This is a genomic window from Calothrix sp. CBUCES-K 9914, assembly GCF_059640475.1.
Genome location: NZ_JBXXZH010000001.1, coordinates 31,050 through 56,056, shown reverse-complemented (window position 1 = coordinate 56,056; position 25,007 = coordinate 31,050). Strand labels below are relative to the sequence as shown.

The following is a 25,007-nucleotide window of genomic DNA, read 5'->3' as shown; positions in this document are numbered from 1 at the left end:
TTATGAGTAAGCGTGTATTAATAATAGATGATGAGCAGGGTATTCGAGAAACAACTCAGGTGTGCTTAGAAATAACCGGAGATTGGGAAGTTTTTACTGCTAGTTCGGGTAAAGAAGGATTAATATTAGCAGCATCCGAAAAGCCAGATGTAATTCTTTTGGATGTAATGATGCCAGATATGGATGGGTTAACTACATTAAAAAAAATACAATCAAACACAGAAATTCAGCATATACCTGTAGTTTTCTTAACGGCAAAAGCTCAACCTGCGGAACAGCGTCAATTTAGTCAGTTAAAATTGGCAGCGTTAATTACTAAACCTTATGACCCATTTACTTTATCCGACCAACTTACAGAGATAGTTTTACGAGGAATTCATAAAACTTGACGGAAGATGTCAGCAAGAAAAAAGGAATCCCAATAGGAAATTCCCTTAAATTTTGTTCCAAGATATACTGTGCAGTAGAAACACTCGACATTTCCAAAGGGTTAATTTTGCTCCTAGTTAGAGTTAAGAGATATCCCTTGCCGTCCCGGTGTCTAAATTTCTCCTTGTAAACATTGATAAGTAAAGGTGAGAATAAATTCAAATACTAGTCGATTAAGCTTTGTTAGTAATATTTTTGTGTGTGCAGAAGTGCTTAGATATCGCATCTCTACATCTTTAAAGTTACCACATAATGCTTAATCAAGTAGTATTAAAATAGATTGAAACCTCCTCAGCAATTAGCAGTTTTAGGTACAGAGTAGTTTTAATAACCCCAAAGAAGCAATTAAAAAACTTAGTACATAAGGGGAGTGCAAGGTTACTAACTGCTGAAAGTGATTCAATGTATTACAAGGTTCAAAAAACTTAACCGTCCGTTGTTACGGTAAAATTTTGACCGTTAGCAAGTGTTATGGTTGCTATCTACACATGATAATACTTACTCTTACTTAAATGGTAGTCGGAAAAGTCGGATATTAAAGTCGGATCGAGTCGGATGTTTGTATAAAATATTAACCAGGTGTCGTGCAGGACTCAAAATTGCGACTTATTTGATATTAGTAGTATTAGCACCCTTTACCCCTGAAAATTACTATTATTTATGATGGACAATCTGAAATTCACCCTATAAAATTATTTACGTACCTATACGCAATAACAACTATGCTCACGAAACGATAAATGCCACGTTGAAGCTGAATGCATTATGCAACATAAGTTATAACTATAGGACTACTACTTGATTTTTGAACAAAATTAAGTATGCACTAAAGTACTAAAATATTGATAATAGTACGTTACGCAGTCACTAAGGCGCCCTACTTATCTACGTATCTTTTCAAAAATCAAACCGGATTCCTATATCTGGATGACAGTTTTTGGGAGCAAGCTAAATCTATTTTAAAGTTATTAAATACACTAAGTATTTATAGTAACGATTATCAATAGATTATGTTTTTATGTCCGGATTAACGCGTGTGGGTACGTAACGATAGATACATAAAGTTTGTGGGTAGAGGAGTGAGATGAAAAAGATTAAGCATTTAACCCATGTAGGGTTAGTTTTGTTGGCTGCAATTCAAACATTACCAACTTTTGCGTCAGAAGCTAAAAAAAATTCTGAAATTTCTGTAGAAACTAAGTACCTGCATATAAATAAGTAGTTTTACGGTTGTCAGATCATTGCTGACATTGGCTATAGTTTTATGGTACTTGTTATTTTTGAAAAAAGTAATTATAAATATTTTAATTCTTACAAAATTTTAGTTAATATTTATTTTACTGAAAACTAATGACTTATTAAGATAAGTTATTTTTATAATCAATAAATAATTATTCTTATCACTATGAATTATTATGAATATTATTTGGTATTTAAAAGAATTAAATAAATATATATTTCGATACAAAATGTTAGTTATTTTCGTCTTGAGTGGTCAGATTTTTGAGGCTGCATTTGACTCAGGTATGAAAATAAGTTTAAAATTTATTATTGATGCAGCTGTTGTTCCCCAAAATTACCGCCTTTTACTTTTAATGCTACTGCTATTGGGCGGCGGAGCAATTGTATTTTCAGTCGCCGGTTTATTGGGAGATTTTTTTGCGGCACGTTTCAGTATTTTGGTAATCAACGATATTCGTCGCGTAATGTTCGAGCGGCTCCAGGGTCTTTCGATAGAGTTTTTTAGACGACGTTTAGCTGGAGATATTGTCAACTGCTTTGTAGCAGATATAGAAAAGGTAGAAAGTAGTCTTCTCGTTGGTATACCAATTACTGTTTTTTGCTTATTTCACCTTCTTTTTTCTGTAAGTTTCTTGTTCTTCCTTAACTGGCAATTAGCGATTATGAGTTGCATCGGTTTGACTTTTTGTTTAGCTGCACCATCAAAAATTGCTCGGATAGCCACAAACGAAGGTTATCATTTACGGCAAAAAGAGGGAATTATTGCTAGTCTGGTTGAAGAAAATATTATCTCGCAATCAGTTGTAAAAATATTTGGTCTGGAAAGACGAATGTTAAATACTTTTTCTGGACAATTGGACAATTTGAAGCAAACTTACATTAAGGCAAAATTTCTGTCTTACTTAGTGCAAAGATTTCCCTATGTAGCTTTTGTCCTTTTGCAGCTTGCCATTTTTGGTGTTAGCGCCATGCTAGCCTACCGCAATTGGATTACGGTAGGAACACTTGTTTCGTATGTATTTTTATTATCAGGTTTGAATTTCATTATCATCAATCTTACTTTTGCACTGCCTTATTTAATAAGCGCGGTGGCAGGAATGCAACGTCTTAACGATATTTTGGCAGAAGTTCCTCAAGTACAAGATGCATCGGATGCAGTTGCCTTGCCTACTTTTTCTCATAAAATTAGCTTTGAGGATGTAACTTTTAACTATTCTCAAAATAGAGGAGGAATTAATAACCTGTCTTTGAATATTTACAAAGGAAACTTTATAGTTTTTGTTGGTCTTTCAGGCGCAGGTAAAAGCACTATTGTTAATTTGCTAACGCGATTTTACGACCCACAAGAGGGACGTATTCTCTTTGATGGGGTAGATTTACGCTCCTGCACTCAACATTCACTGCGTTCTCAAATTGGACTGGTTTCTCAGGATATAATTTTGTTTAACTGTTCTGTGCGGGAAAATATCCGCATGGGTTATCTGGAAGCTAGTGATGAACAAGTGGAAGCCGCAGCCAAAGCTGCTGAAATTCATGATTTTATTCTTACCTTACCCCAAGGTTATGACACATCCGTGGGAGAGCGTGGGGGGTGGGTATCAGGAGGACAACGGCAGAGAATCGCCTTAGCAAGGGCGTTGGTGAGAAACCCAGCAATTCTGATTCTGGATGAAGCCACATCTGCATTAGACCCTATTACCGAAGCAGGTATCTTCGCTACGTTATCGCGTATTGCCACTGAACGCACGCTGATTGTTATTACTCATCGCATTAGTCAAGCATTGCGTGCAGACCTAATTTTTGTGTTGGATTCAGGAAGAATTGTTGCTGCTGGTAGTCATACTGATTTAATTCAGCAAGGAGGACTATATGCCACACTCTGGCACGAAGCAAGGCAAAAAAACGGGTTATGGGATTCTCCTGCGGAGAAGTTCGCTCACGCTTCCCCTTCTACAGAGAATTAAATAACTTATACATGTGTCAATCTGATTACAAGTAAATGAAGAGATTTCTACTTATATTAAATGCAATGATTGAACCTAACAATAATTCAAAAATTCTTGCTACAAATCCAGAACAGCAAATTTCTGCTAAAGAGCTTTTAACAGAGACGGAGCGCCATAAGTTATTAGTCGAGTGGAATAACACAGCTAGTGATTACCCACGAGATAAGTGTATTCATCAGTTATTTGAAGAACAAGTAGAACAGACACCCTCTTCAGTGGCAGTAGTGTTTGAAGATAAACAGCTGACCTATCGAGAACTAAACGCAAGAGCAAACCAACTGGCACATTACCTGCAAAGCTTAGGAGTGGGGTCAGAAGTTTTAGTGGGAATTTGCGTAGAGCGCTCCCTAGAAATAGTGGTGGGACTGCTAGGTATCCTCAAAGCAGGTAGTGCTTACGTCCCCCTTGACCCAGCGTATCCATCTGAGCGCTTGACCTTCATGCTCGAGGATACCCAAACCTCGGTGTTGCTTACTCAGGCACGGTTAGTTGAATCTCTTTCTTCACAGTCTTCGCGTTTCGTCTGCCTAGACACTGATTGGGAGGTAATTGCTCAACACAGCCAATCCAACCCCCAAAGGAGAGTAACGACGAACAACCTAGCCTATATAATCTACACTTCGGGTTCTACAGGCAGGCCCAAGGGGGTGGCTATGAGCCATTGCTCTCTATGTAATCTGCTTTTTTGGCAATTAGAAAGCTCAACAGCTTCCGTAGGGTCAAAGACTTTGCAATTTGCTCCACTAAGCTTCGATGTGTCCTTTCAAGAAATCTTCTCTACTTGGTGTTCGGGCGGAACGCTTGTTTTAATCTCAGAATCACTACGACGAGATGCGGTAGGTTTATTACATTTTCTTAGCGAAAAAGCTATTGAAAGACTGTTTCTTCCTTTTGTAGGCTTACAGCTGCTAGCCGAGGTCGCTGATGGTCAGCAAGTCGTTCCCACAAGTCTACGTGAGATTATTACTGCAGGCGAACAATTGAAGATAACCAGACAAATCGCCAATTGGTTTACTAAGCTAAAAAGTTGCACATTACACAACCACTACGGGCCGTCAGAGAGCCATGTTGTCACGGCTTTCACCTTAACAGGTTCACCTTCTTCTTGGCCTGCACTTCCGCCCATTGGTCGCCCCATCGCCAATACCCAAATCTATTTACTGGACGCCCAACTAAAACTAGTTCCTTGTGGAGTTCCTGGATATTTATACATCGGCGGAATCGCTTTAGCACAGGGATACCTCAACCGCCCCGATTTAACTGATGAACGGTTTATTCCCAACCCTTTTAGCGACAAACCAGGCGATCGCCTGTACAAAACAGGTGATTTAGCCCGCTATTTGGAGGACGGCAATATTGAATACTTGGGGCGTACCGACGATCAAGTCAAGATTCGTGGCTACCGCATCGAACTGGGTGAAATCGAGGCAGCCCTGTGGCTGTATCCTGACGTGCGCTCGGTCACGGTTACAGTTTGGGAGGATGCACTGGATAACAAGCGCTTGGTGGCCTATGTGATTCCCAATCAGGAGTCAGCACCCCCCACAGTGAACGATCTGCGCCGCTTCCTAAAGGAAAAACTGCCCGACTATATGGTGCCTGACCGCTTCGTGTTTCTGAAGACCTTGCCATTAACCCCCAGTGGTAAAGTGAACCGCAAGGCGCTACCGATACCCGACACCACGAGGTTTGATGCGAAAGCAGATTGTGTGCCACCTCGCAATCCTATCGAGGAAGTGCTGGCAGGAATTTGGTCAGAACTTCTTGGTATTGAGAGCGTCGGCGTTCATGACAACTTTTTAGAAATGGGCGGGCATTCACTGCTAGCTACCCAGGTAATATCCCGCGTGCGTCAAACCTTTCAGATAGAATTGCCCTTACGCTCTTTGTTTGACACTCCTACCATAGCCGAACTGGCCAAGCGCATTGAGACAGGTCATCAGGAAAAGCTACCCTTGCAAGCTTCCCTAATTCAACCCGTTGCCAGAAACCAAAACTTACCTCTCTCATGGGGTCAGCAGCAGCTGTGGTTCTTCGCACAATTATCACCTAATACGCCTGTCTATAATGAACCCTTGACAATTCACTTTTCGGGTGCTATCGATGTAGATGCACTCTCAAAAGCCCTTAACGAAATTGTCAAGCGTCATAAAAGCTTGAGAACGCGCTTCATTACGGTAGATGGACAGCCAGTGCAGGTGATTACTCCCCTTGATACTTTTAATCTAGCAGTGGTAGATCTCAGAAAATTTCCAAAACAGCAGCGGGAAGGCGAAGCTTGTAGGTTGGCAACCGAGGAGACTAAACAACCCTTCGATCTTACTTCATGCCCACTGCTGCGGGCTAAATTAATGCAGCTTGCAGACGCTGACTACAGGTTATTTTTGACCTTTCACCACATCATCATTGATGGTGTTTCGCTTTACAATGTCTTCCTTCCAGAACTAGCGAGACTCTACGAAGCTTTTTCTTGTGGCAAACCCTCTTCGCTTGCAGAACTGCCTGTACAGTACGCCGACTTTGTTGTTTGGCAGAGGCAGATGCTTACTGGAGAGATTTTGTCAAGCCAGCTTGACTACTGGAAGCAGCAGCTTGCTAATTTGCCGATATTACAACTGCCATTAGATCGTCCGCGTCCTGCCAAACAAACGTTTCGAGGTACAAGACAGCGTTTTTCCCTATCCAAAGACTTGACTGAGGCACTAAAGGCACTCTCGCGTCAGGAAGGGGTTACACTCTATATGACGCTGCTAGCAGCGTTCAAAACTTTGCTCTACCGCTATTCTGGGCAGGAAGACATTGTTGTGGGGACTTTCAGTGCAAACCGCAACAGACCAGAGATCGAGGGGCTGATTGGGTATTTCCTCAACACCTTGGTGTTACGTACTAATGTGTCTGGTACCCCTAGTTTTCGAGAGCTACTTTTACGGGTGCGTCAAGTAACCTTGGGAGCTTACGCCCATGAAGACTTGCCCTTTGAAAAGTTGGTACAGACACTGCAACCTGAACGAAATCTCAGCCTAAACCCTCTATTTCAAGTAGCATTTGCTCCTCAACCCTCAATGCCGTCTTTGAATTCGGACTGGACTATAAATAAGCTGGATATTCATACAGATACAGCCAAGTTTGATTTGAGCGTCGATGTAGAGGAAAGGCCAGAGGGCATTATTGGTCGTTTTGAGTACAACGCTGATTTGTTTAATGCGAACACTATCTCCCGAATGATAGGGCATTTTCAAACCTTGCTTCTTGCAATCGTAGCCAATCCAAAGCAACAAATTTCGGAATTGCCACTGTTGACAGAAACCGAACGCCATCAGTTACTCTTTGAGTGGAACAATACCCAGGTAGAGTATCCCTTTGATAAATGTATTCACCAGTTGTTTGAGGAACAGGTAGAACAATCACCTGACTCAGTGGCAGTAGTATTTGAAGGCGAACAGCTGACCTATCGAGAATTGAACGCAAGAGCTAACCAGTTGGCACACTACCTGCAATCGCTGCATGTAGGTCTAGAAGTTTTGGTGGGTATTTGTGTGGAGCGCTCCATAGAGATGATTGTGGCGCTGCTGGGCGTACTCAAAGCGGGCGGTGCTTATGTCCCCATCGACCCTGCCTATCCTAAAGAGCGCATCGCCTATATGCTCGATGATTCAGGGCTGCCAGTTTTACTAACTCAACAAAAACTGGCAGCCTCGTTACCAGAGCATCAAGCGCAGGTGGTCTGCTTGGATGCTGATTGGAAAGAAATCTCTGTGATGCCCGAACTCCCTCCCATTAGTGATGTGACCTCAGAGAACTTAGCTTATGTAATTTACACTTCTGGTTCTACCGGAAAGCCCAAAGGAGTTCTAATTCCCCAATCGGGGCTGCTAAATTTAGTTTTCTGGCATCAACGCGCCTTTAATCTCACATCATCAGACCGAACTACTCAGCTAGCTGGAACTGCATTTGATGCTTCCGTCTGGGAAGTGTGGCCAACTTTAGCATCGGGAGCAAGCATTTATTTAATCGAGCCAGATATTCTTCTATCTCCAGAAAAGCTGCGCGACTGGATAGTTTCCAAAGAAATAACAATTACTTTTGTCCCCACCCCAATAGCAGAAAAGCTGCTGTCTCTGCAATGGCCGTCTAACGGAGCTTTGCAAATCATGCTGACGGGTGGAGATAAGCTTCATCAGTATCCATCCGCTTCAATCCCGTTCAAAGTAGTCAATAACTACGGGCCGACTGAGAACACGGTGGTCACGACTTCTGGATTAGTCGTCCTTGATGACACAGATAATATATTGCTTCACATCGGTCGTCCGATTGACAACACCCAAGTTTATCTTCTCGACCCATATCTCCAACCTGTTCCTATAGGCATTCCTGGGGAACTGCACATTGCTAGCGTCTCCTTAGCGCAAGGATATCTCAACCGTCCTGATTTAACTGAAGCGAAATTTATTCCTAATCCCTTTAGCAATAAATCAGGTTCTCGCCTTTACAAAACTGGCGATAATGCTCGTTATCTTCCAGATGGCAACATCGATTTTCTTGGTCGCATTGACAATCAGGTAAAAATTCGCGGCTTCCGCATTGAACTGAGCGAGGTTGAGGCAGCAATCGCACAGCACCCTGGCATACGAGAAACTGTAGTCGCGGCACGGGAAGATATCCCTGGCAACAAGCGCCTCGTAGCTTATGTAGTTCCCAAGGGAGAAGCCGTGCAGGAGACAGTACTCCCCACAGTCAATGAATTGCGTTCTTTCCTCAAAACTAAGCTGCCAGGTTACATGGTTCCTGGAGCCTTTGTCTTTTTATCAGCCATACCCCTAACTCCCAACGGCAAAATAGACCGTCGCGCTCTACCCGCGCTAGATAACTCCCTCCAAGAACTGGAAAACAATTTTGTTGCACCTAGCACCCTCACTGAAGAAACCCTAGCAGCTATTTGGGCAAAAGTTTTGGGACTGCAACAAGTAGGTATTCACGACAACTTCTTTGAATTGGGCGGACATTCTCTTGTAGCCACCTCTGTTATTTCTCGCATCCAAGAAGCCTTTAAGATTGAACTTCCCCTGCGCCATCTATTTGAAGCACCTACCATTGCTTCCTTGAGCCAGGTGATAGAAACTGCTCGTTTTAAGGGATTCATTGAGCAATCCTCTAGCGGGATAACACTTGGCGCCCTACCCCCTCTTTTACCCACAATGCGAGATACGCATATACCCCTATCTTTTGCACAAGAGTATATATGGTATGTACAGCAATTAAATCCCGACAGTTGCTTCTGTAACAGTAGTGTTTCTTTACGTTTCAATGGCGTGCTTTCTCCAGAGGCAGTAGAGAAGAGCATCAATGAAATTATCCGCCGTCACGACATTTTGCGTACTACCTTTACCGTCAAAGAAGGTCAACCTGTGCAGGTCATCACCCCATCTTTGACCCTACTATTAAAGATAGTAGACTTACAAGACCTACCTGCTGCTGAACAAGAAGCTTCTGCTCAAAGAATTGTTGCTGAAGAATTCCAGCACCACTTTGACCTGGCTAATAGTCCCCTAATCAAGACAACCTTGCTGCAATTGACTCCCCTAGAACATTGGTTGTTAATATCGATGCACCACATCATCACAGATGCCTGCTCAATCGGCATCTTTCTTCAGGAGTTAGAAACCCTAATAAGCGCTTTCTCTCTTGACTTATCTAGCTCAAAAGCAGCCACTGCACTAACACCACTACCCGAAGTACCACTTCAGTACGCGGACTTTACCCTCTGGGAGCGAAAGCGGTTGAACGAAGAGGTACTAGAAAAGCAACTGTGTTATTGGCTTCAAAAACTGACTGATAGTCCACAAGCACTGGATGTCCCACCTTCTCAGCAACTACAACCTACTACCAACAGCAGACAAGCATCTTTCTATTCTCTAGTTCTGCCAAAAAGTCTTGTTGTATCAATCGAAACCCTAAGTCGTTCTCAAAGAGTTACTACCTTTGTCGTCATCCTTACTGCTCTAAAGATACTCTTGTTCAAATGGAGCAAACAAACTGAAATTCTTGTAGTGGCTACAACTGGCAATCGCAGTACACCAGAAATCGAAAGAATGCTCGGTTGTTTTATTAACGAAATTATTTTGCGATCATTTCTCTCTAACTCTCAAACAGGACTTACTCTTTTAGAGCAGGTAAAAGAAACAGTCAATGAAGCCATTAATTATAAAGAGGTTCCTTTACAAAAAGTTATTGAAGCTGTCAGAATCAAAAGAGAACTTACCTTCTCGGCAAGCGTTACTATGGAGCCTCCAATACAAGGACTTGATAGGATTTCAAAGTGGGAAATTGTACCCGTTCAGCCTAAATGCGAACTGTGGGATGAGCAGATTCCTCTAGAACTTTATGTTTCTTCCCCGACTGAAGATTCTCAAACCATAGAAATTTCTCTGTTGTACAGTGCAAAGTTGTTCACCTGTGAGACAATAGAACGCCTGTTTAGTTACTATCAGGAAATCTTACAGAAGCTTGTTGAAAACTCCGAAACTAAGCTTTCTGAATTTTAATGAGGTAAGGACAACTGATTTGAAGAGGCGATTAATATTATGTCCGGTAGTTTACCCATAATTAAACTGTTACGCTGCAACCTGACTGTTTGACAGATTTATGTGGAAGGCAGTGAAATTAAGGTCTACACTCCAAGGAATAGATGCGAGAAAACCATATCCCGTAACTTATATCTTGGCGAGCTTTATTGGAAGCAAAACAAGGTTCGGGGTCTTTTGGTAACAAAGGAATAGGGGTTAACAATTGTCGTCCTTTGTGAATAACACCTTTAAGCCAATTAATACCAATGCGCGAGATAGCTTAAACCACGATTCCAATGAGGGTCAACACTTGAACGCAGACTGGCAACTTGTACAGCCATGCCCTGCGCTGTGCTATAAAGTAAAGTTAAAGCCGCAATTAAATACAAACGTTCGAGTGATTTCGCGTTTCTCAGGCGTGAATCCTCCAATTCAAACGCACCTGATTTACTGTCAAGGAATAGTTCTTCCACACGAAACCTCAGAGCATACTCATGCAATATTTTTAAAGTTGGAGGTTCCGAAGTGATAACAGCCCAATGCTCAGATACCCCTTCTGGATAAGCGACTACCAGGTTACAACGAATCAAACCGTCTTGCCATAATCCAACATTACGATAAAAAGCCGCTTCGCCTTTTTTCGGATAAATTGAAGATGCTTCTATCAGATGGCGCCTGATTCCATGTAACTTTGTGTCACAAGTTATACGTATGCAGTAATACCAATTACTTGCTTGCAACCAACTCAAAAAATCATGATTGGCAAAGCCTCGATCTGCTAGCATCATCACATTGGGGTGATGGCGCAGTAACCATCTGGCTTTACGCAGCATCGGTTCGTATTCTTTAAATGCGACTGTCGCACTACTATGTTCCAATACACGCCATAATAAAGGAATTGCCCGACCACAACATACTACTGAGATATGAATCATACAGAAACGATTCCACAGCACAGTTGTATCAATAGCTAAATATAATCGATGGTTCTGCCAATCTTTTAGTGCTGCCATCGCCAATGGTAGATACAATTTATCTACGCAAACTTAAGCTGCTTTCTACAGCTTGAATTTTCGATTAAAAATCGCCAATGGTAGATACAATTTATCTACGCAAACCCTATACTATTTTCAAGAAATCTACGCCCTTCGGGTTCGCCAGTTTGCCACGCACGGAAACCGAGACGTGGCAACTGGACTCACCACCTGCGTTCATAACTTTGGGCTTGTTCTGCTGTGACTTGAACAAGTTTTTGGACACTTTGGAACAAGAAATTGGACAACTCGAAGCCTGAAATAGGCTATTCCAGCGTGAACACTTTCCAAGCGTTCATCTGAATTTGGAATAAGAAAGTGGACAGTCGTTCATTTTTGTCACAAGAAGATGGACAATTGAACATTGAGTAAAATCATATTTTGCTCGAATCATCCATAATTCAAATGCGTGGAACTGTTGTATGAACTTATGTATCTTTTTTGGACTAAGAAGTTGGACACGGTGTCCATTTTCTTGTTCAAGTCACATCTGCGTTACTTTGCACATAAGGGTGCCCGCCGAGATAACGGCAAAAAGGGACACGTTGTAAATAAATATTGCAGAGTATGCCTTATTGATTTACAAATTTGTCCAAAAATGATAAAGGGGAAATTTTTTAATCGCACGTAAAAACCAAGCGGACATCCCAAATTATCCCTTACTCTCGCCCATGTTTGACCCAAATTAGGAATGTTTTTATCTGGGGGTTTAGCTAGAGCTTAAGGTTGAAACAACCATGTATCAAGGGTTTTGTCAGTTCGGTTCATATAACTTCACAACGTGTCTCATTTTACCGTTATCTCGGTCAACACCCTTTTACTCACAATGGTTGTCTGACTCATTCTTTGTCTTCCTAAAAGAGCCGCACCCATTTGATATTTAGACACTCAAGGCGAGAATTTGCTGAACGTCTTCAATTTTAATATCCCCTCTTTCACCCAAAGCAACTAAACCACGCTCTCCAAAATGCTTAACGATAGCAGCGATATCACCTGAACTAATTCCATAAACCGATAAATGAGTTGGAACACCTACTGACTCAAAGAAATTTTTAGTTCTAGAGATGGCTTCTGTGATACGCTGTTGGACATCACCATCTATAATTCCCCAGACTCGTTCTGCATACTGCAACAGTTTTTCCCGCTTGGCAGACTGCTGAAATGCCAGCAGACTAGGCAAAATTATTGCCAAAGTCTGACCATGATCTATGCCATGTAATGCTGTCAATTCATGAGCGATAGTATGTGTTGCCCAATCCTGTGGGACTCCTGTACTAATAAGTCCATTCAGTGCCATTGTTGCACACCACATTACATTTGCTCGTGCATCATAATCTGTAGGATTAGAAAGTGTCTTTGGTCCCTCTTCAATGAGGGTTTTGAGAATGGATTCTGCCATTCGGTCTTGTAACGGAGCATTAACTGGATAAGTCAAGTACTGCTCAATCACATGGGTGAAAGCATCAACAATTCCGTTTCCAATTTGCCTTGGCGGTAGTGAGAAAGTGGTTGCTGGATCGAGAACTGAAAAACGTGGAAGCACTAAGGAACTGGTGAAATAGAGTTTTTCTCGCGTTTCCCACCTAGTTATTACCGAGCCGTCGTTCATTTCCGAACCAGTGGCGGGTAGAGTGAGTACCGTACCAATTGGCACAGCAGTACTAACTAGTGCTTGCTTTGCCAAAATATCCCAGGGGTCACCTACAAAAGGAACCGCAGCTGCGATGAATTTAGTGCCATCGAGAACAGAGCCGCCTCCTACAGCTAGTAGAAAATTAATATCTTCAAATCGAACCATTTCAACAGCTTTGAGGAGCGTCTCTAGACTGGGATTAGGCTCAATCCCTCCGAACTCTAAGACTTTACGTCGAGCTAAAGCAGACTTAACTTGTTCGTAAACACCATTTGTCTTAATGCTACCCCCACCGTATGTCATCAGAATTTTGGCATCGGCAGGGATTTCAGTTGTAATGTTGGCAATCTGACCTTTGCCAAAGAAGATTTTAACTGGGTTGTGGAAGACAAAGTTTTCCATGAAAGTTACCCGTATATTTAGGTAGTAAATTAACAAAGAACTTCAAAATAAACAAAGTAATTCAACTTTACTTCTTATAAATAAGGTACTCTGTAAAGTTCCCTCGCATACAGTGATTAGAACTCACAGAAGAACCGTAACCACCAGCATTGAGAAAGGCAAGGTAGTTACCTTCTCGGAGGGGAGGAAGATAGACATTCTCTGCAAACATATCGATAGCTTCATTAATATTGCCTGCAATAGAGACTTGCATCCAATCCGAACGTGAATTTATATCCCTTCCCTGTAGAACTACTGGAACTACTTCAAGAGAACGTTGATAAAATGCAGGCTCTGGATTGAGGTTGCAGCCACCATTCACGTAAACAAAAGTTTTATCTTGTTTGCGCTCAATCGTAGTGACTTGTAATAAAAGAACCCCAGCATCTTTTACGATGTAGTCACCTGGCTCAACAAAAATTTCTATGTTTCTAAATCCAAAATACTTAGCAATTAATCTTGCCCATAATTCAAGCTCAAGGGGAGAATCGTCCTTGACTAAAGGAACTCCAAGCCCACCACCAAGGTTAACATACTTAAGGTTTTCAATCTGGTCAACAAACCAGCTAATCTCATTAAGCAGCATTTCAAACACAGAAAGTTGATTATTCAAAAAGCCAGAACCTGATTGACAGTGAATTCCTATAACATTTAATTCATACTTGGCAGCAAGTTGCAGTGCTTCGAGAAAAGAGTCCTTATAGATGCCAAATTTTGTTGTCTTGTCTCCTGAAAATTGTAGTTGTGGATTATTACTATAGCTTAATCCTATATTCGTGTTAATACGGATGCCGATTTTGCATCCAGGAGCTAAACGTCCCAGGCGGCGAATCTGGCTTAAAGAGTCGCAGTTAATAAAAATGCCAGGATGCCTTGCAAGGACTGCTAAGTCTTCATCAGAAACCGATGTCCCGGTGTAACTTATTTCTTCTTCTAAAAAGCCAACTTGCCTTCCTAAAAGAAGTTCATTCGGAGAACAGCAATCAATGCCAGTCAACCCAAGACTTCGTATATAAGTCAGCAGTGCAGAGTTGCGGTTAGCCTTGATGGCGTAAAAGATGCGGTGGCCTAAGGAAGCAGATTCGAGCGCCGAGTGTATCCTCCCGATATTCTGCTTGATGCGAGAGCTGTTGTAAACATAGCATGGTGACCCAGCTGAACAGGCTAAGGAGTGAAGGTTTTGCTCTTCTAAAAAGAGATGACCCTCAACGTAACGTAGATCCTCTCGTTGCCACCACCACTGTTGAAAAACTTTTTGCTCTGATGCGCTCCAGTGGGGTTGTATATGAGAACGGGTTGTAATCATTTTTGAATACTCTTTTTTCTAGAAGGCAATTTTCCAAGCTTTTTGATCATTAACGGCATCAATGCCCTAACTCAAGTGTTGCAAACACTGCCGATGCTATCAACATTTTATTGAGTATTAATAGTTACTAAAACAGCATTATTACTGAGCTTTGTATAAAATATAATACCTAATATTCAATGATGGCAGGTAGGCTCTGGTTGGACGATTTTCAGTAAAAGTACTAAGCTATACAACAACTTGCCAGATTAAACTGGCATATTGAAGGCTGATGGCGCTGACAACTCTGTTGAACTAGCACTAACTGCCCTAAGTTAACATTTAAGTTCTCTAATCAGACATCTTATGGTATTGCACCGAGGTGGCTGTAAAAACCTAATAAAATCATTGTTTATCGTCCGCGAGTCGAAGAATTGTTTACCAAAATCGAACGCTGGATTAACCAGCAAACGGGTGACTCGTATTGGCGGATGATTCAGTAAAGATTAATGTAACGAGTATTTTTGGCAAAACAGATAAGGCGAGAATCTTGTCATCAACAAAAGATATTAAGTATTTTTATTGACTGCCATTCCTAAGTAATTTTGTAATATATTATACGACATTCTGAAGTGCGGAATGTGGGATATAAGTACGTGGACAAAAATAATTACATGTTTGTTTCTAGGCACCGACTTGGGATTCAAGTCCTATTTTGTGTAATTAATTTTGTCTGACTACTTAAAAACTTCTTCTCAGTACAAAATTCTATTTAATACAAGATGAGTAGTATTAATACTTAATCATTCTCAATATAAAATTATTTAACTATATAAACAAAAAATATTTAATTACATCAATCTAGAAAACTAATATATAAATACTAAACAGTCACCGAAAAGAGAAGGTATGGCTACGCCATACCGAGCGTGCGGACACCTATTGATAAAAATTATAAGCCTAAAAATACGATGGTTATTAGCTTATATGATTCTTATAGCCATTGCTTTCTTAAAATGTAGATACAAAAGGTAGGATTACCGAGTAGCAATAGTTTAATAACTCGGGTTGTGCCGATTAATGACAAAATATATATATATATTTTACTTTAAATTTAAGCAAATTCTTGCAAGATTTTCAAGATTCGGTAACGAAACTTTTAGAATTGAATGATGTTAAGGGATGGGATGGTCGGATTTTAAAAGCTCGTGAAAAAGAAATTAGAGAGGCTGCACTCGCACGAGCTGGGCAATATATTGCGATATTATTGCATAATCTTTTTTAGTATCAAGAAGCTTTAGATGCGGCACTGATTCAAACTCAAGATTGGTGGCAGTTTAAAACACAAAAACATGGTTATCGTTGAAGAAAAATCTTAACAGTTGGAAATGTTTTGGTAACTCTCTTTTTACCATATGTAGCTACAATGAACGAAATTCGGAGAGCCAAAAGAAAGGAGAAGAATAAATCGGATAATCAAGGTTTTTATCCATTTTTAAAGCTAATTTCTTAGTAACCTCTTTCTAAAATTTCAGAATAATCACGACTTGAAGGTAATAAAGATAACTAAGTAAGTCGGCACCATGTGAGGAATGCTCAAAAAAATTACAACTCTTTGAGCAGACCTGACTTTAGCCGTTTATGAGAAGGCAACATTAATCTGCTAAAGTGACAAACAATCTGTTAATTAACCGACATTTGTCCTTTGATTTTTATACCTATAAGTTTTGCTTATAAGTACTGTTGTTAAATCAAAATCTCTGAAATCTGATTGGAGAGAGGTCCTAGTTGTATAGACCAACTATCTTCAAACAAATTATCGGGTCCTATTTTATGAGTTTTAGTCCAATTTTTCACAAAATGGAATTGATAGTCAGCTGCAATTTGAAAAAGGTACAGATCGCTGGCAAGGTTAATGTAGAAAGTACCGTAGCGACTACTTCCAAAAGGATCAAGTAAGCATGAGATATAGTCAATCTGACCACTCAACACTGTTTTTTCATCAGGTTCTTTTTTAGGATCGATTAGATCGATGGGGGCTTGAATCTGCACCTTATCCATTTCTTCTATCCATTTATTAGCAGAGTAGACGCGGGGGCAATTATTTTTATCTGCAATCTCAACTGGCGAAGAAATTGCCTTTTGTGCGGCGGCTAGTTCACTCTTTTCATTTTCGGGCTGAAACTTACTGCCATTTGCTTGAGAAAATAAGCTACATAACTCAAGAAATGCATAGTTGTATTCAGTGGGATTATCACGCTCTAATGCGTGCGCGCTTATTGGAATCCAGAAAGGTTTATAACGATATTTAACGAAGCTATAATCAGGAAAATGTCCCATCCATCCATGCCCTATACAGACCTCAGCTGGAGCGGATTCCAAATTTCCGTTGAGAAACGAAATTTTAGACGAAAGAAAGTTAAAAGACGAAAGGGCGACTTTTTTCCATTTCTGGCTAGTATCTTGATATTCAATGTTTCGTATCTTTTGTCGTATCTTTTGGCGGAAATAATTTAAACCAGAATTTTCCCTGTCCTGAATGTTCCAATAGGTGTTTATTTCATGATTAACACCACACCAATCCTGATGAGCCCAAGTATCTGCTATCACATGAGCCCTAACCCCTAATAAAAGCAATCCAAAACGTTTCAGAATATGTTCTTTATTTTCCTTTTCTAATAAAACTTTTCCGCCAGCAGATCTTACAATAATTTTTTCCAAACGTGTTGAATCATTGAGACAGTGAATTGTATCTTTGATCAATGCTCGTGACAAAGCACTTTGTGGTCGATTGAGTAACTTTCCAATGTTTGAATCAATTGAGTTAGTATCTATTTCCCGTACCTGATGGTTGGGTAATAACTCTGCAACATCTTTCCCATGTACATCGATCTTTTTAGGTGTGTTGGGGGGATCATTATAATTTCCAGGTAAAAAATGAAATGATGACCATAAGCCACTGCTTCCACTGACTCCGGTGCTTAATGTACCTTGAAATGTGTAACGAGGAGTTTCTACTTTAGCAATAACATTATAATCATGTTTGTCTGAACATTTTTGCGTATTGCTTACGATATGCCAATATCCGGCATATTTTTCATTGCTCAAAAAATCAATAAAATTAGAGGCTTTAGCAATAATTGTTGCTTCCTTTTGACTATAATTACCGCCGACTCTTGCCGCATAGTAAGTGCCATAATAGTGAAAATCTTGATCCATGATATTTTCCTTTTTGTAACAAGTTACTTCTGCTTTTGTACTTACACCTCTAAAGACGATTTCAGTCGTCAATCTCTGAATTTATTGATTTAGAAGCTTTCTTCCTAATTCGTTCCATTAAGTGGGTACGCAAAAATATTTATACGTTGCGACACGCTCAAACCCTTGGGGTATACTGTGGACAACATATATTTAATTTTGCGTAACTACTTAGCAATACCTTCGCCAATTAGCCCTCTTTTGTCACTTTGGGAAAACCCAATCCCTGAAAGTTTTTTAGGGCTTGAGATAGAGCTAATTTGAAGAAGTTTGACCCAAAAGAAACTTTCCCTTCATCATCCATAACAAACTTTATAGTTCTTTCCTGAAGGGGTGACAATCTAGCTTCAAAGCCTTATGCAGCAAGGGTTATAGAAGAGTGACCGCTAAAAAGATAAAAGTAAATTTAGAACCAAGTCCAACGAAAAATAAGACTTTTGTACGAAGTGTATTGATAATAGAATCAATAAAGCCCGAAAATGGTGTTTATCTTTTTATGGCACGCGCGCTTAAAACCATTGCTGTATCTTAGGTTCAGAGGTTTTCGTCACCCCCCAGAGTTCTTTCACCAATTTGATGGGAGAAAGCACTTCTTGAAAAGCTTACCCTACAATAGTTTCAGCCTTAGCATACAATTAGCCCGTTTTGGTACAGTGACGTTTACTAGTCAGGCTCTAGATTTAGCAAACTTTGGAGCTTTCAGTGATTGATTAAACGAAATTATTTGGTTAATCAAATTTGGTTCAATATCGGGAAAATCCATTAATATTGTTCCTAGCCTTGACTCCAAATCTCTTTGCTTTAAGATACCGGATAGCCAAGGATTAATGTCCTTCGCGATCGCCTTTGGAGATCTAATACCAGCAGCACTTGTGTAATTTATATACCAAGAATCTGATGCTCCTGTTTTAGCTGTTTCGAGATGAGCCTTTATCCATTTCTTTTTATCACTGACACTCAGACTAATTGGCTTAATATTGTATTGGTCTTGTATTTGCAACTTACCGCAACTAAATGTTTTATCGTCTTCCCAATACGTTGCATCAATACCCTTAACGGATTTTGATGAAAAACGACGAATTAACACAATTTTACCCCTAACTTTCCCAAGTGTAGGTATTTCAGATTCCAAATACCATAAGCTGGGAGCATCACTTACATACTTATCAAAAGTTTTCTCATAAGTATCTTCATTGTTATTAGGTTGAGAATCATGTTCTTTTTTTAGCAAAATGATAATACATTCATTTTTGTTGCATTGTAAGAAATCCTTACAATCACTAACCACATTATTCAAGTATAGCTCCTGAAAAACTTGACCATGATGAATTGCAAGCGACTCATGGATATGTCTACCACGTATATCAAGAAAACGAACACCAGCATTGAGCTGCTCTTTTAATAAAAGATTTTGACATTTAGCATTTGTCAGTCCTACTTTTAGTTTTCCTTTATGAATTGCACAACTATTGTGTGTTCCGGGAATTGAAATTTGAGAAAGCTTCAAAGTATCTGGTAATTCACTCATCCATCCAGATAATGACATCCCTTTATTCATCATACATTCTTCCTAAAAAACAAAAAAATACAAGTAATCCTCGTGTCGATAGGTTACTAAGGTGTTCATATTCCTTTTAACTTTTAACAACCATCAGTTATTACTCACGGTTCGCCCATTTAAAATCGAGTTAGAAAAAAGCCGAACGATTTAACCAGAGTTTTAGACTCCAACGAAAGCTTACTGCTCCAGCTTGAGTTATGCGAGAGCATAAAATAGAGTTTTTAGAGTGACATGCTCGTTTGAGGAAAATTATAAAAATAACCAAAACCCTTATGTCATCTAGATTTATATGTTTTTTAGCAATTTCTCTAACTCTGAAAAAAATGAGCGAACCGGGAGTTATTAGTTTCATTACTGGGTTTAAGTCCCGCACCATTTGGTGAAAAGTTTTGGTGGTTGCTTTAAATTCGCCACTATACACCTGATAACTGTTCACTGTTTTAGGGCATAAAAATTCTATTTAGAACACCGTAAGCCTAGGTTTTCAAATGTGAAGTACTCCAGAACTAGTAAAGATATGGAGTTACTTGCTAAGTAATAGCTTATATCATATAAATTATATTTGTATACGTAAATATACTGAATTTGTTGATATCTTTTAGCAGTGAATTGCTTTTCTTGGTCACCAAGATAGGGTTTGTTTAACAACAGAACGAAAAGTCAATAGACCGAAATGGTTTTATTCCTCTGCGCTTCTTCTCATCTTTCCGGTAAATTAGACATCTCCTACAAAGAATGTAGAGACGGTGAGGAAGGCAGGAGGCAGAAGACAGAAAGTTGCAATACGGTGTGGACGCTTGCGAATTGGCCGCGATCGCTTGGATGTGCGACAAAGAACGGTTAGCACGTTAGCGCGGGGTGGATAGGCAGGAACTTGCTACACAACAAGTTTTGTTTGCCAAGCAACAACAGGGAACCATAACACCATTAGAGTTTCAAACTCTGGTTTTGAGTCAGCTTGATGGAACCGTAAGAATCGAAGGCGCTTTCCCAGGTATCAATACTGCGACGTTTAACCCAGCAACCCAATCAGGCACTATTTGGTCAAATACTACCGCTACTGTAAGATGCTGCGGCTTTGGCAATTAATGTAGCGTTTTCAGGACGCTTGCACTAATTTTGCAACATAGGGATGCTCCCTAGCTGACTGTATACAATTATCTTTTGTTTGTTAAATTTAGACGCATCATAAGTGATATGACTCATTGAGAAAATATATGCAAAATCAATTTGTCATAAATAAGTAAATATACTCTAGCTAAATAAATATATATTTACTAAACTTCAGTATATTTACTGAAACATCAAGCAGCTTGATTGATTTAAGCTAATTAACTAAAGGGGAATGAGTCTTAATTAATTTGTTAACACATACCCCAATCGCCAAAATTAATTTATTAACGAAAAATTATCTACGTAGATAACGCTGAGGCAGAAATTGTTCTGGTAAGCTTTCTATCGATTGATGATGATAAAATTCGAGTCATTATTTGCTCTCAAGTAAATGGCACATATTTAAAACAATAAAGTAAATTCATAAATTATTTTTTAGTTAGTAGTACATCAGTTGAACGCATAACCGCACTTGGTTTGAATTCTGAGAATCTAATCAAAACTCGTTTTAGACAGATGCAAACAAATACCAAGAAAATGAACTCGTTTCCCATGAACAAGCATCATGTAACTTTGTTAGAAGAGCAGCTACTATTAAAACGCCTTTCTCAAGGGCATTGCAGCGCTTTTTGGCAATTATGGAAACACCACCAAGACTATTTACATTGTCGTTGCCTAACTTGGATGGGAGGTAACAAGAATGATGCAGAAGATGCATTTAGTCAAGCAACTCTCAAAGCCTGGGATAAATTACCAAAGTATACTGAAAAAATTACAAACCTCAGAGCTTGGCTTACCCGGCTAACTCATAATCTCTGTGTGGATATACTTCGAGAACCTCGTACAAGGGCAATAGCAACGGAGAGTATTGAAGAAATAGCTACAAGAGGAAATGAAGCAGTTAGCTGTAGTTTTGATCCTGAACTAGCAATTTTAAATGACGAGTTAAGATGTTACATTGACCGTGCTGTAGATTCTCTTTCTCCCAAATTACGCACTCCTTTTATCCTGCATTACTACCAGCAGATTTCGTACAAAGATATTGCCCAACAACTTGCACTTTCTGTAGATAACGTTTACAAGCGCATCCAAATTGCGCGAGATATTCTACGTCTTCGTATGAAAAGGTATTTGTCAGGGTTAGATGATTCTGTGTTAGATTCCTCCGAGTCATCTTGCAAAAAGCAGAAGGCTATGGTGTGGGATTTCCAATTCGATGAAACTATGATATGCAATCCTCAAACACCTATGGCTATGGGGAGTATAGATGAGACGATTAACTATCAGGTGACAGCAACATGCCTAGAAACACTACCTCATGCATGGTATCATTTACCCAGTCTTCTGGGGTGGAATTGAATATTAACCTAGTCTTGAAGGATAAGTCAACCCGACATGAGCAAAAACTGAAAACATTAAGTAAGTATGTGCAGCAGTATTCTTCTGGATGGAAGAAACGGTTAGAGTTGGCTAATTTGCTATGTGAGATGGGTTGCATTTCTGAGGCAGTTGGCTCATATCGCCAAGTGATTGAGCAGCAGCCCCAATTGATCGAGGTACGCCTGAAATTGGCGAAAATCTTACAGATTATAGGACAAGAGATTGAGGCAATAGCAGTTTATGAGAATGCTTTGCCTTTGGTACGCAATCAGGCAACTCGGCGGCATATAGTTGGATTGATTGCTGTTTGTAAAGATAATAGTCAGGGGGCAATTACGGCTTTTGAGTCTGCCATTGACCTAGAAAAAAGCAATGCGGCTCACTGGCTAGCTTTGGGGCAGGTTCAGATGAAGAGAGAGAATGCAGTTGCAGCTTTAGAAGCTTTTGATGAAGTTTTGTCACTCAAACCGGATGATATTGTCGCATTAATTTCTAGTTATGATTCGAGTCTGGCGGTAGGTAATGTTTGGGAAGCCCAACGGCGCCTATCTCAAGCAGTGTCTTTAGCTCCTGATGATTTCCAGGTACTCAAACGACAAGCTTTTAATCGTTGTCGGATGAGATTGGTATCGGGTGAAGAGGGCAAGCAGACTAAACGGATGATTAGTGCTGCTCTAAAACTGGCACCTAATGCAGCGGATGCTCACGATTTGCTGACGTATTATCACATTTACCGAGGGGAGTGGGCGAAAGGGGTAGGAGTGTTGCAACAGTTTACTGAGTCACACCCGAATAATCCTAGCGGTTGGTATTACTATGGGCGGTGCTTGTTCCATACGGGAGATTGTCAGAGGGCAGCTGTTGTGATGCTTAAAGCTTACCGTTTGTACCCTACCGATTGTGAAATCTATCACGCGTTATGCAAGATTTTACCTGTTACTTCTCCCTCAGAATTTCAGTTTGCAGAAGGGAGGGGAAATACTGCTGTTGCTGCAATAGTAGAGGAGATCCTAGAGCGTTTTCCTGAACGCTGGAGTGTTTGGGCGACAGCGGGGCAGGTGCTGGTGAAATATTTTCAGGAGATTGAACAGGGGTGTAGTATCTCTGTGCGGGGAACAGAACTTCAGCCCCAGTTGGCAGATGCCTGGTTTCGTCATGGGCGGGTGTTGGTGCTGGCTCTTAAACACTCAGAAGCATTAGAGGCGTTGCAGCAAGGATGGCACTTGTTACCAAAAGACGGAGGTTATTTGCAATCAATGTCTGCTGCGGTGTGGCTGGGAGAGTGTTATCGGTTGCTAGGTGATGATGGGGCGAGTCGGCGGTGGTGGGAAGAGGCTTGTCAGTTAGCTCAGGAACTAATGGATTTTGACCCAGCAATGGCTTTTTACTGGCAAGGGAGAGCGCTGTTGGGATTGGGGGATGGGGCGGGTGTAATACAGGCTTATCGAAGTGCTTTGAGCCAACAGTTGCTCTATCCTTTTCGTGGGGAGGTTGAGGAAGCTTTGAAACGGTTGTAACTTAGCGTGCGAAAGGCTTCTCGTGCTTTAGCTTGGGTTCGTGGGGTGCATTGAACTAGGAAAAGAAACATCTAACTCAAAAAATTCAGAAATTGATTACTGAAATTGTCTTTAGAATGAAGAGCAGAAAAAATACTGGCGAAAGTTGAAAATGCAAACTAAAAGCACTTTAAAGGGCGCATTTTTATAAATAAGCGATTACTTTTTGTGCCTGACTTCCATAAGAAATCAATTCGCTTCTCTAAGTTTGTATCAACCTTGATAGCAGACGAGTACGAAAACAACATGACAGCAGTGTAAACAACAGGGAGTAAATTATATGACCCAGGCATCCAGTATAAAGCAGCCGTTAAAATACGCTGAGTACAAAGAATTTAATTTAGACAAGGCAAAACTATGCAGAGAATTAGTATGTCACGCTTGTAAACTCAACGAGCAAGTAAAACGGGAAGGCAAGGGAAGAGAGTCAGCATTGCAAATACCAGAGGAAATACAGGGAAGCAAATTTTTGTGGGGACATGCACCATTCGCAGGCAATCTGGGAGCAGAAATATACAACTATTTCTATGGGAAGGATGCAATAAGCGCTCTATTTGGGTATGTTTACAAAGACAAGAAAGGAAGTATTTATGTTGTATTTCGCGGAACTGACTACGGATCCGAGTGGTACAACAACTTTTATCCTGATATGGAACCCTGCAAATTGAAGGAAGGCAAGGATTTAGGAAAAGTTCATTGGGGATTCTATAGCATATATAAGACTATTAGAGAAGCTTTAATGAAAACATTGGATGAATACCAGAAGGCTAGTCCGCAGTGCAGCGAGATTTACTTTACCGGACACAGTTTAGGCGGAGCCTTGAGTACACTTGCAATGTTAGATGTGATGAATAATTTTGTTATGCCAATGAGTCCACAGCAGCGACCTAAGATGGTGCAATACGCGTTTGGGTCACCTAAAGTAGGAAACAAACAATTTGCTGAGGCATTTAATTCTGAGGACGTGAGCATAAAATGCTTTCAAATAATTAACACTGTAGATATAGTGCCATCAATACCAATTGACAATTTGATGAGTATTGCAACACTTGGACACATTTTTTTAAACCCTTTAACTTCGGTAACGCACTTCTTGAATCGTCAAACATATGAAAATCACGGAGAATTGGTGAAATTTACTATTGATTGTGGAGATAAAAATAAAAACCACGACCTATGGCACACTTACCGTGAACCTTTAGAATCATAATATCCTTGCCTTTCTCATTAGTTATCTACTTCTAAACGTGGATTCAATAACTTGCAACTCTTTATGTAGTAAGATGGCAAGTTTATTACATCATAAAAATAGTGCTGTAATTTATGCTAATACATCCTAAAAAAATATTTTTTTGCAGCTTATTCAATCCACGTTTTTTAGTACATTTCACACTTAAATTCTCTATGCACCGGAGTTCAATGAAAAATAAAGTTGTTGTTTTGAGTGATATTTATATTGGTGATAATACTTCAACTGTTTGGTATTAAAAAGATGTTCATGAACCA

The 25,007-nt window shown here is 40.2% G+C and carries 14 protein-coding genes and 1 pseudogene; 10 read left to right on the top strand and 5 right to left on the bottom strand.

Features of this window, described 5'->3' with window-relative positions; all coding sequences use genetic code 11:
* The first annotated feature begins 2 nt into the window (after positions 1-2).
* The 4 genes from AC2JBO_RS00210 (at position 3) to AC2JBO_RS00195 (ending at position 10,219) form a co-directional block, all read left to right on the top strand.
* On the top strand, positions 3-389 hold the full coding sequence (locus AC2JBO_RS00210; protein ID WP_496951595.1) for a response regulator: 387 nt from the start codon (positions 3-5) through the stop codon (positions 387-389).
* A gap of 1,124 nt (positions 390-1,513) precedes the next feature.
* Positions 1,514-1,651 (top strand): hypothetical protein, encoded by a 138-nt coding sequence (locus AC2JBO_RS00205; RefSeq protein WP_496951594.1) that lies wholly within the window; start codon positions 1,514-1,516, stop codon positions 1,649-1,651.
* A gap of 193 nt (positions 1,652-1,844) precedes the next feature.
* Positions 1,845-3,635 carry an ABC transporter ATP-binding protein gene (locus tag AC2JBO_RS00200; RefSeq protein ID WP_496951593.1) on the top strand — a complete coding sequence of 597 codons (1,791 nt, stop codon included), beginning with the start codon at positions 1,845-1,847 and terminating at the stop codon, positions 3,633-3,635.
* Positions 3,636-3,688: 53 nt separating this feature from the next.
* Positions 3,689-10,219: an amino acid adenylation domain-containing protein gene (locus AC2JBO_RS00195; protein ID WP_496951641.1), complete on the top strand. Its 6,531-nt coding sequence runs from the start codon at positions 3,689-3,691 to the stop codon at positions 10,217-10,219.
* A 278-nt stretch (positions 10,220-10,497) separates the two neighbouring features.
* On the opposite strand, the gene AC2JBO_RS00190 is transcribed toward AC2JBO_RS00195, so the two are convergent.
* The 3 genes from AC2JBO_RS00190 to AC2JBO_RS00180 all read right to left on the bottom strand — a co-directional run bounded on the left by AC2JBO_RS00190 (position 10,498) and on the right by AC2JBO_RS00180 (position 14,654).
* Entirely contained in the window at positions 10,498-11,253 is a 756-nt protein-coding gene (locus AC2JBO_RS00190) for a transposase (RefSeq protein ID WP_496951592.1), read from the bottom strand.
* A 901-nt stretch (positions 11,254-12,154) separates the two neighbouring features.
* Complete coding sequence (locus tag AC2JBO_RS00185; RefSeq protein WP_496951591.1) at positions 12,155-13,309, bottom strand: iron-containing alcohol dehydrogenase; 1,155 nt, start codon at positions 13,307-13,309, stop codon at positions 12,155-12,157.
* Between the two features lie 67 nt (positions 13,310-13,376).
* Positions 13,377-14,654: a diaminopimelate decarboxylase gene (locus AC2JBO_RS00180; protein WP_496951590.1), complete on the bottom strand. Its 1,278-nt coding sequence runs from the start codon at positions 14,652-14,654 to the stop codon at positions 13,377-13,379.
* 383 nt (positions 14,655-15,037) lie between these two features.
* On the opposite strand from AC2JBO_RS00180, the gene AC2JBO_RS00175 reads away from it, so the two are divergent.
* Positions 15,038-15,136, top strand: coding sequence for a SpvB/TcaC N-terminal domain-containing protein (locus tag AC2JBO_RS00175; RefSeq protein WP_496951640.1), 99 nt, complete (start codon positions 15,038-15,040; stop codon positions 15,134-15,136).
* 587 nt (positions 15,137-15,723) lie between these two features.
* Positions 15,724-16,134: pseudogene (locus AC2JBO_RS00170) on the top strand (ISLre2-like element ISCst1 family transposase); the annotation flags it as partial.
* A gap of 245 nt (positions 16,135-16,379) precedes the next feature.
* On the opposite strand, the gene AC2JBO_RS00165 reads toward AC2JBO_RS00170, so the two are convergent.
* Together AC2JBO_RS00165 and AC2JBO_RS00160 are read right to left on the bottom strand one after the other, a co-directional pair.
* Positions 16,380-17,852, bottom strand: a complete 1,473-nt coding sequence (locus AC2JBO_RS00165) for a DUF6765 family protein (protein ID WP_496951589.1) — start codon at positions 17,850-17,852, stop codon at positions 16,380-16,382.
* Positions 17,853-18,558: 706 nt separating this feature from the next.
* Positions 18,559-19,452: a phosphatidylinositol-specific phospholipase C gene (locus tag AC2JBO_RS00160; protein WP_496951588.1), complete on the bottom strand. Its 894-nt coding sequence runs from the start codon at positions 19,450-19,452 to the stop codon at positions 18,559-18,561.
* A gap of 858 nt (positions 19,453-20,310) precedes the next feature.
* Here AC2JBO_RS00160 and AC2JBO_RS00155 point away from each other — a divergent pair.
* The 4 genes from AC2JBO_RS00155 (at position 20,311) to AC2JBO_RS00140 (ending at position 24,711) form a co-directional block, all read left to right on the top strand.
* Positions 20,311-20,541 carry a hypothetical protein gene (locus AC2JBO_RS00155; protein WP_496951587.1) on the top strand — a complete coding sequence of 77 codons (231 nt, stop codon included), beginning with the start codon at positions 20,311-20,313 and terminating at the stop codon, positions 20,539-20,541.
* A gap of 576 nt (positions 20,542-21,117) precedes the next feature.
* Positions 21,118-21,924, top strand: coding sequence for an RNA polymerase sigma factor (locus AC2JBO_RS00150; protein WP_496951586.1), 807 nt, complete (start codon positions 21,118-21,120; stop codon positions 21,922-21,924).
* Positions 21,864-23,462 (top strand): tetratricopeptide repeat protein, encoded by a 1,599-nt coding sequence (locus AC2JBO_RS00145; protein WP_496951585.1) that lies wholly within the window; start codon positions 21,864-21,866, stop codon positions 23,460-23,462. The genes AC2JBO_RS00150 and AC2JBO_RS00145 overlap by 61 nt, the downstream gene beginning before the upstream one ends.
* Before the next feature lie 319 nt (positions 23,463-23,781).
* Positions 23,782-24,711: a lipase family protein gene (locus AC2JBO_RS00140; RefSeq protein WP_496951584.1), complete on the top strand. Its 930-nt coding sequence runs from the start codon at positions 23,782-23,784 to the stop codon at positions 24,709-24,711.
* Positions 24,712-25,007 lie beyond the last annotated feature (296 nt).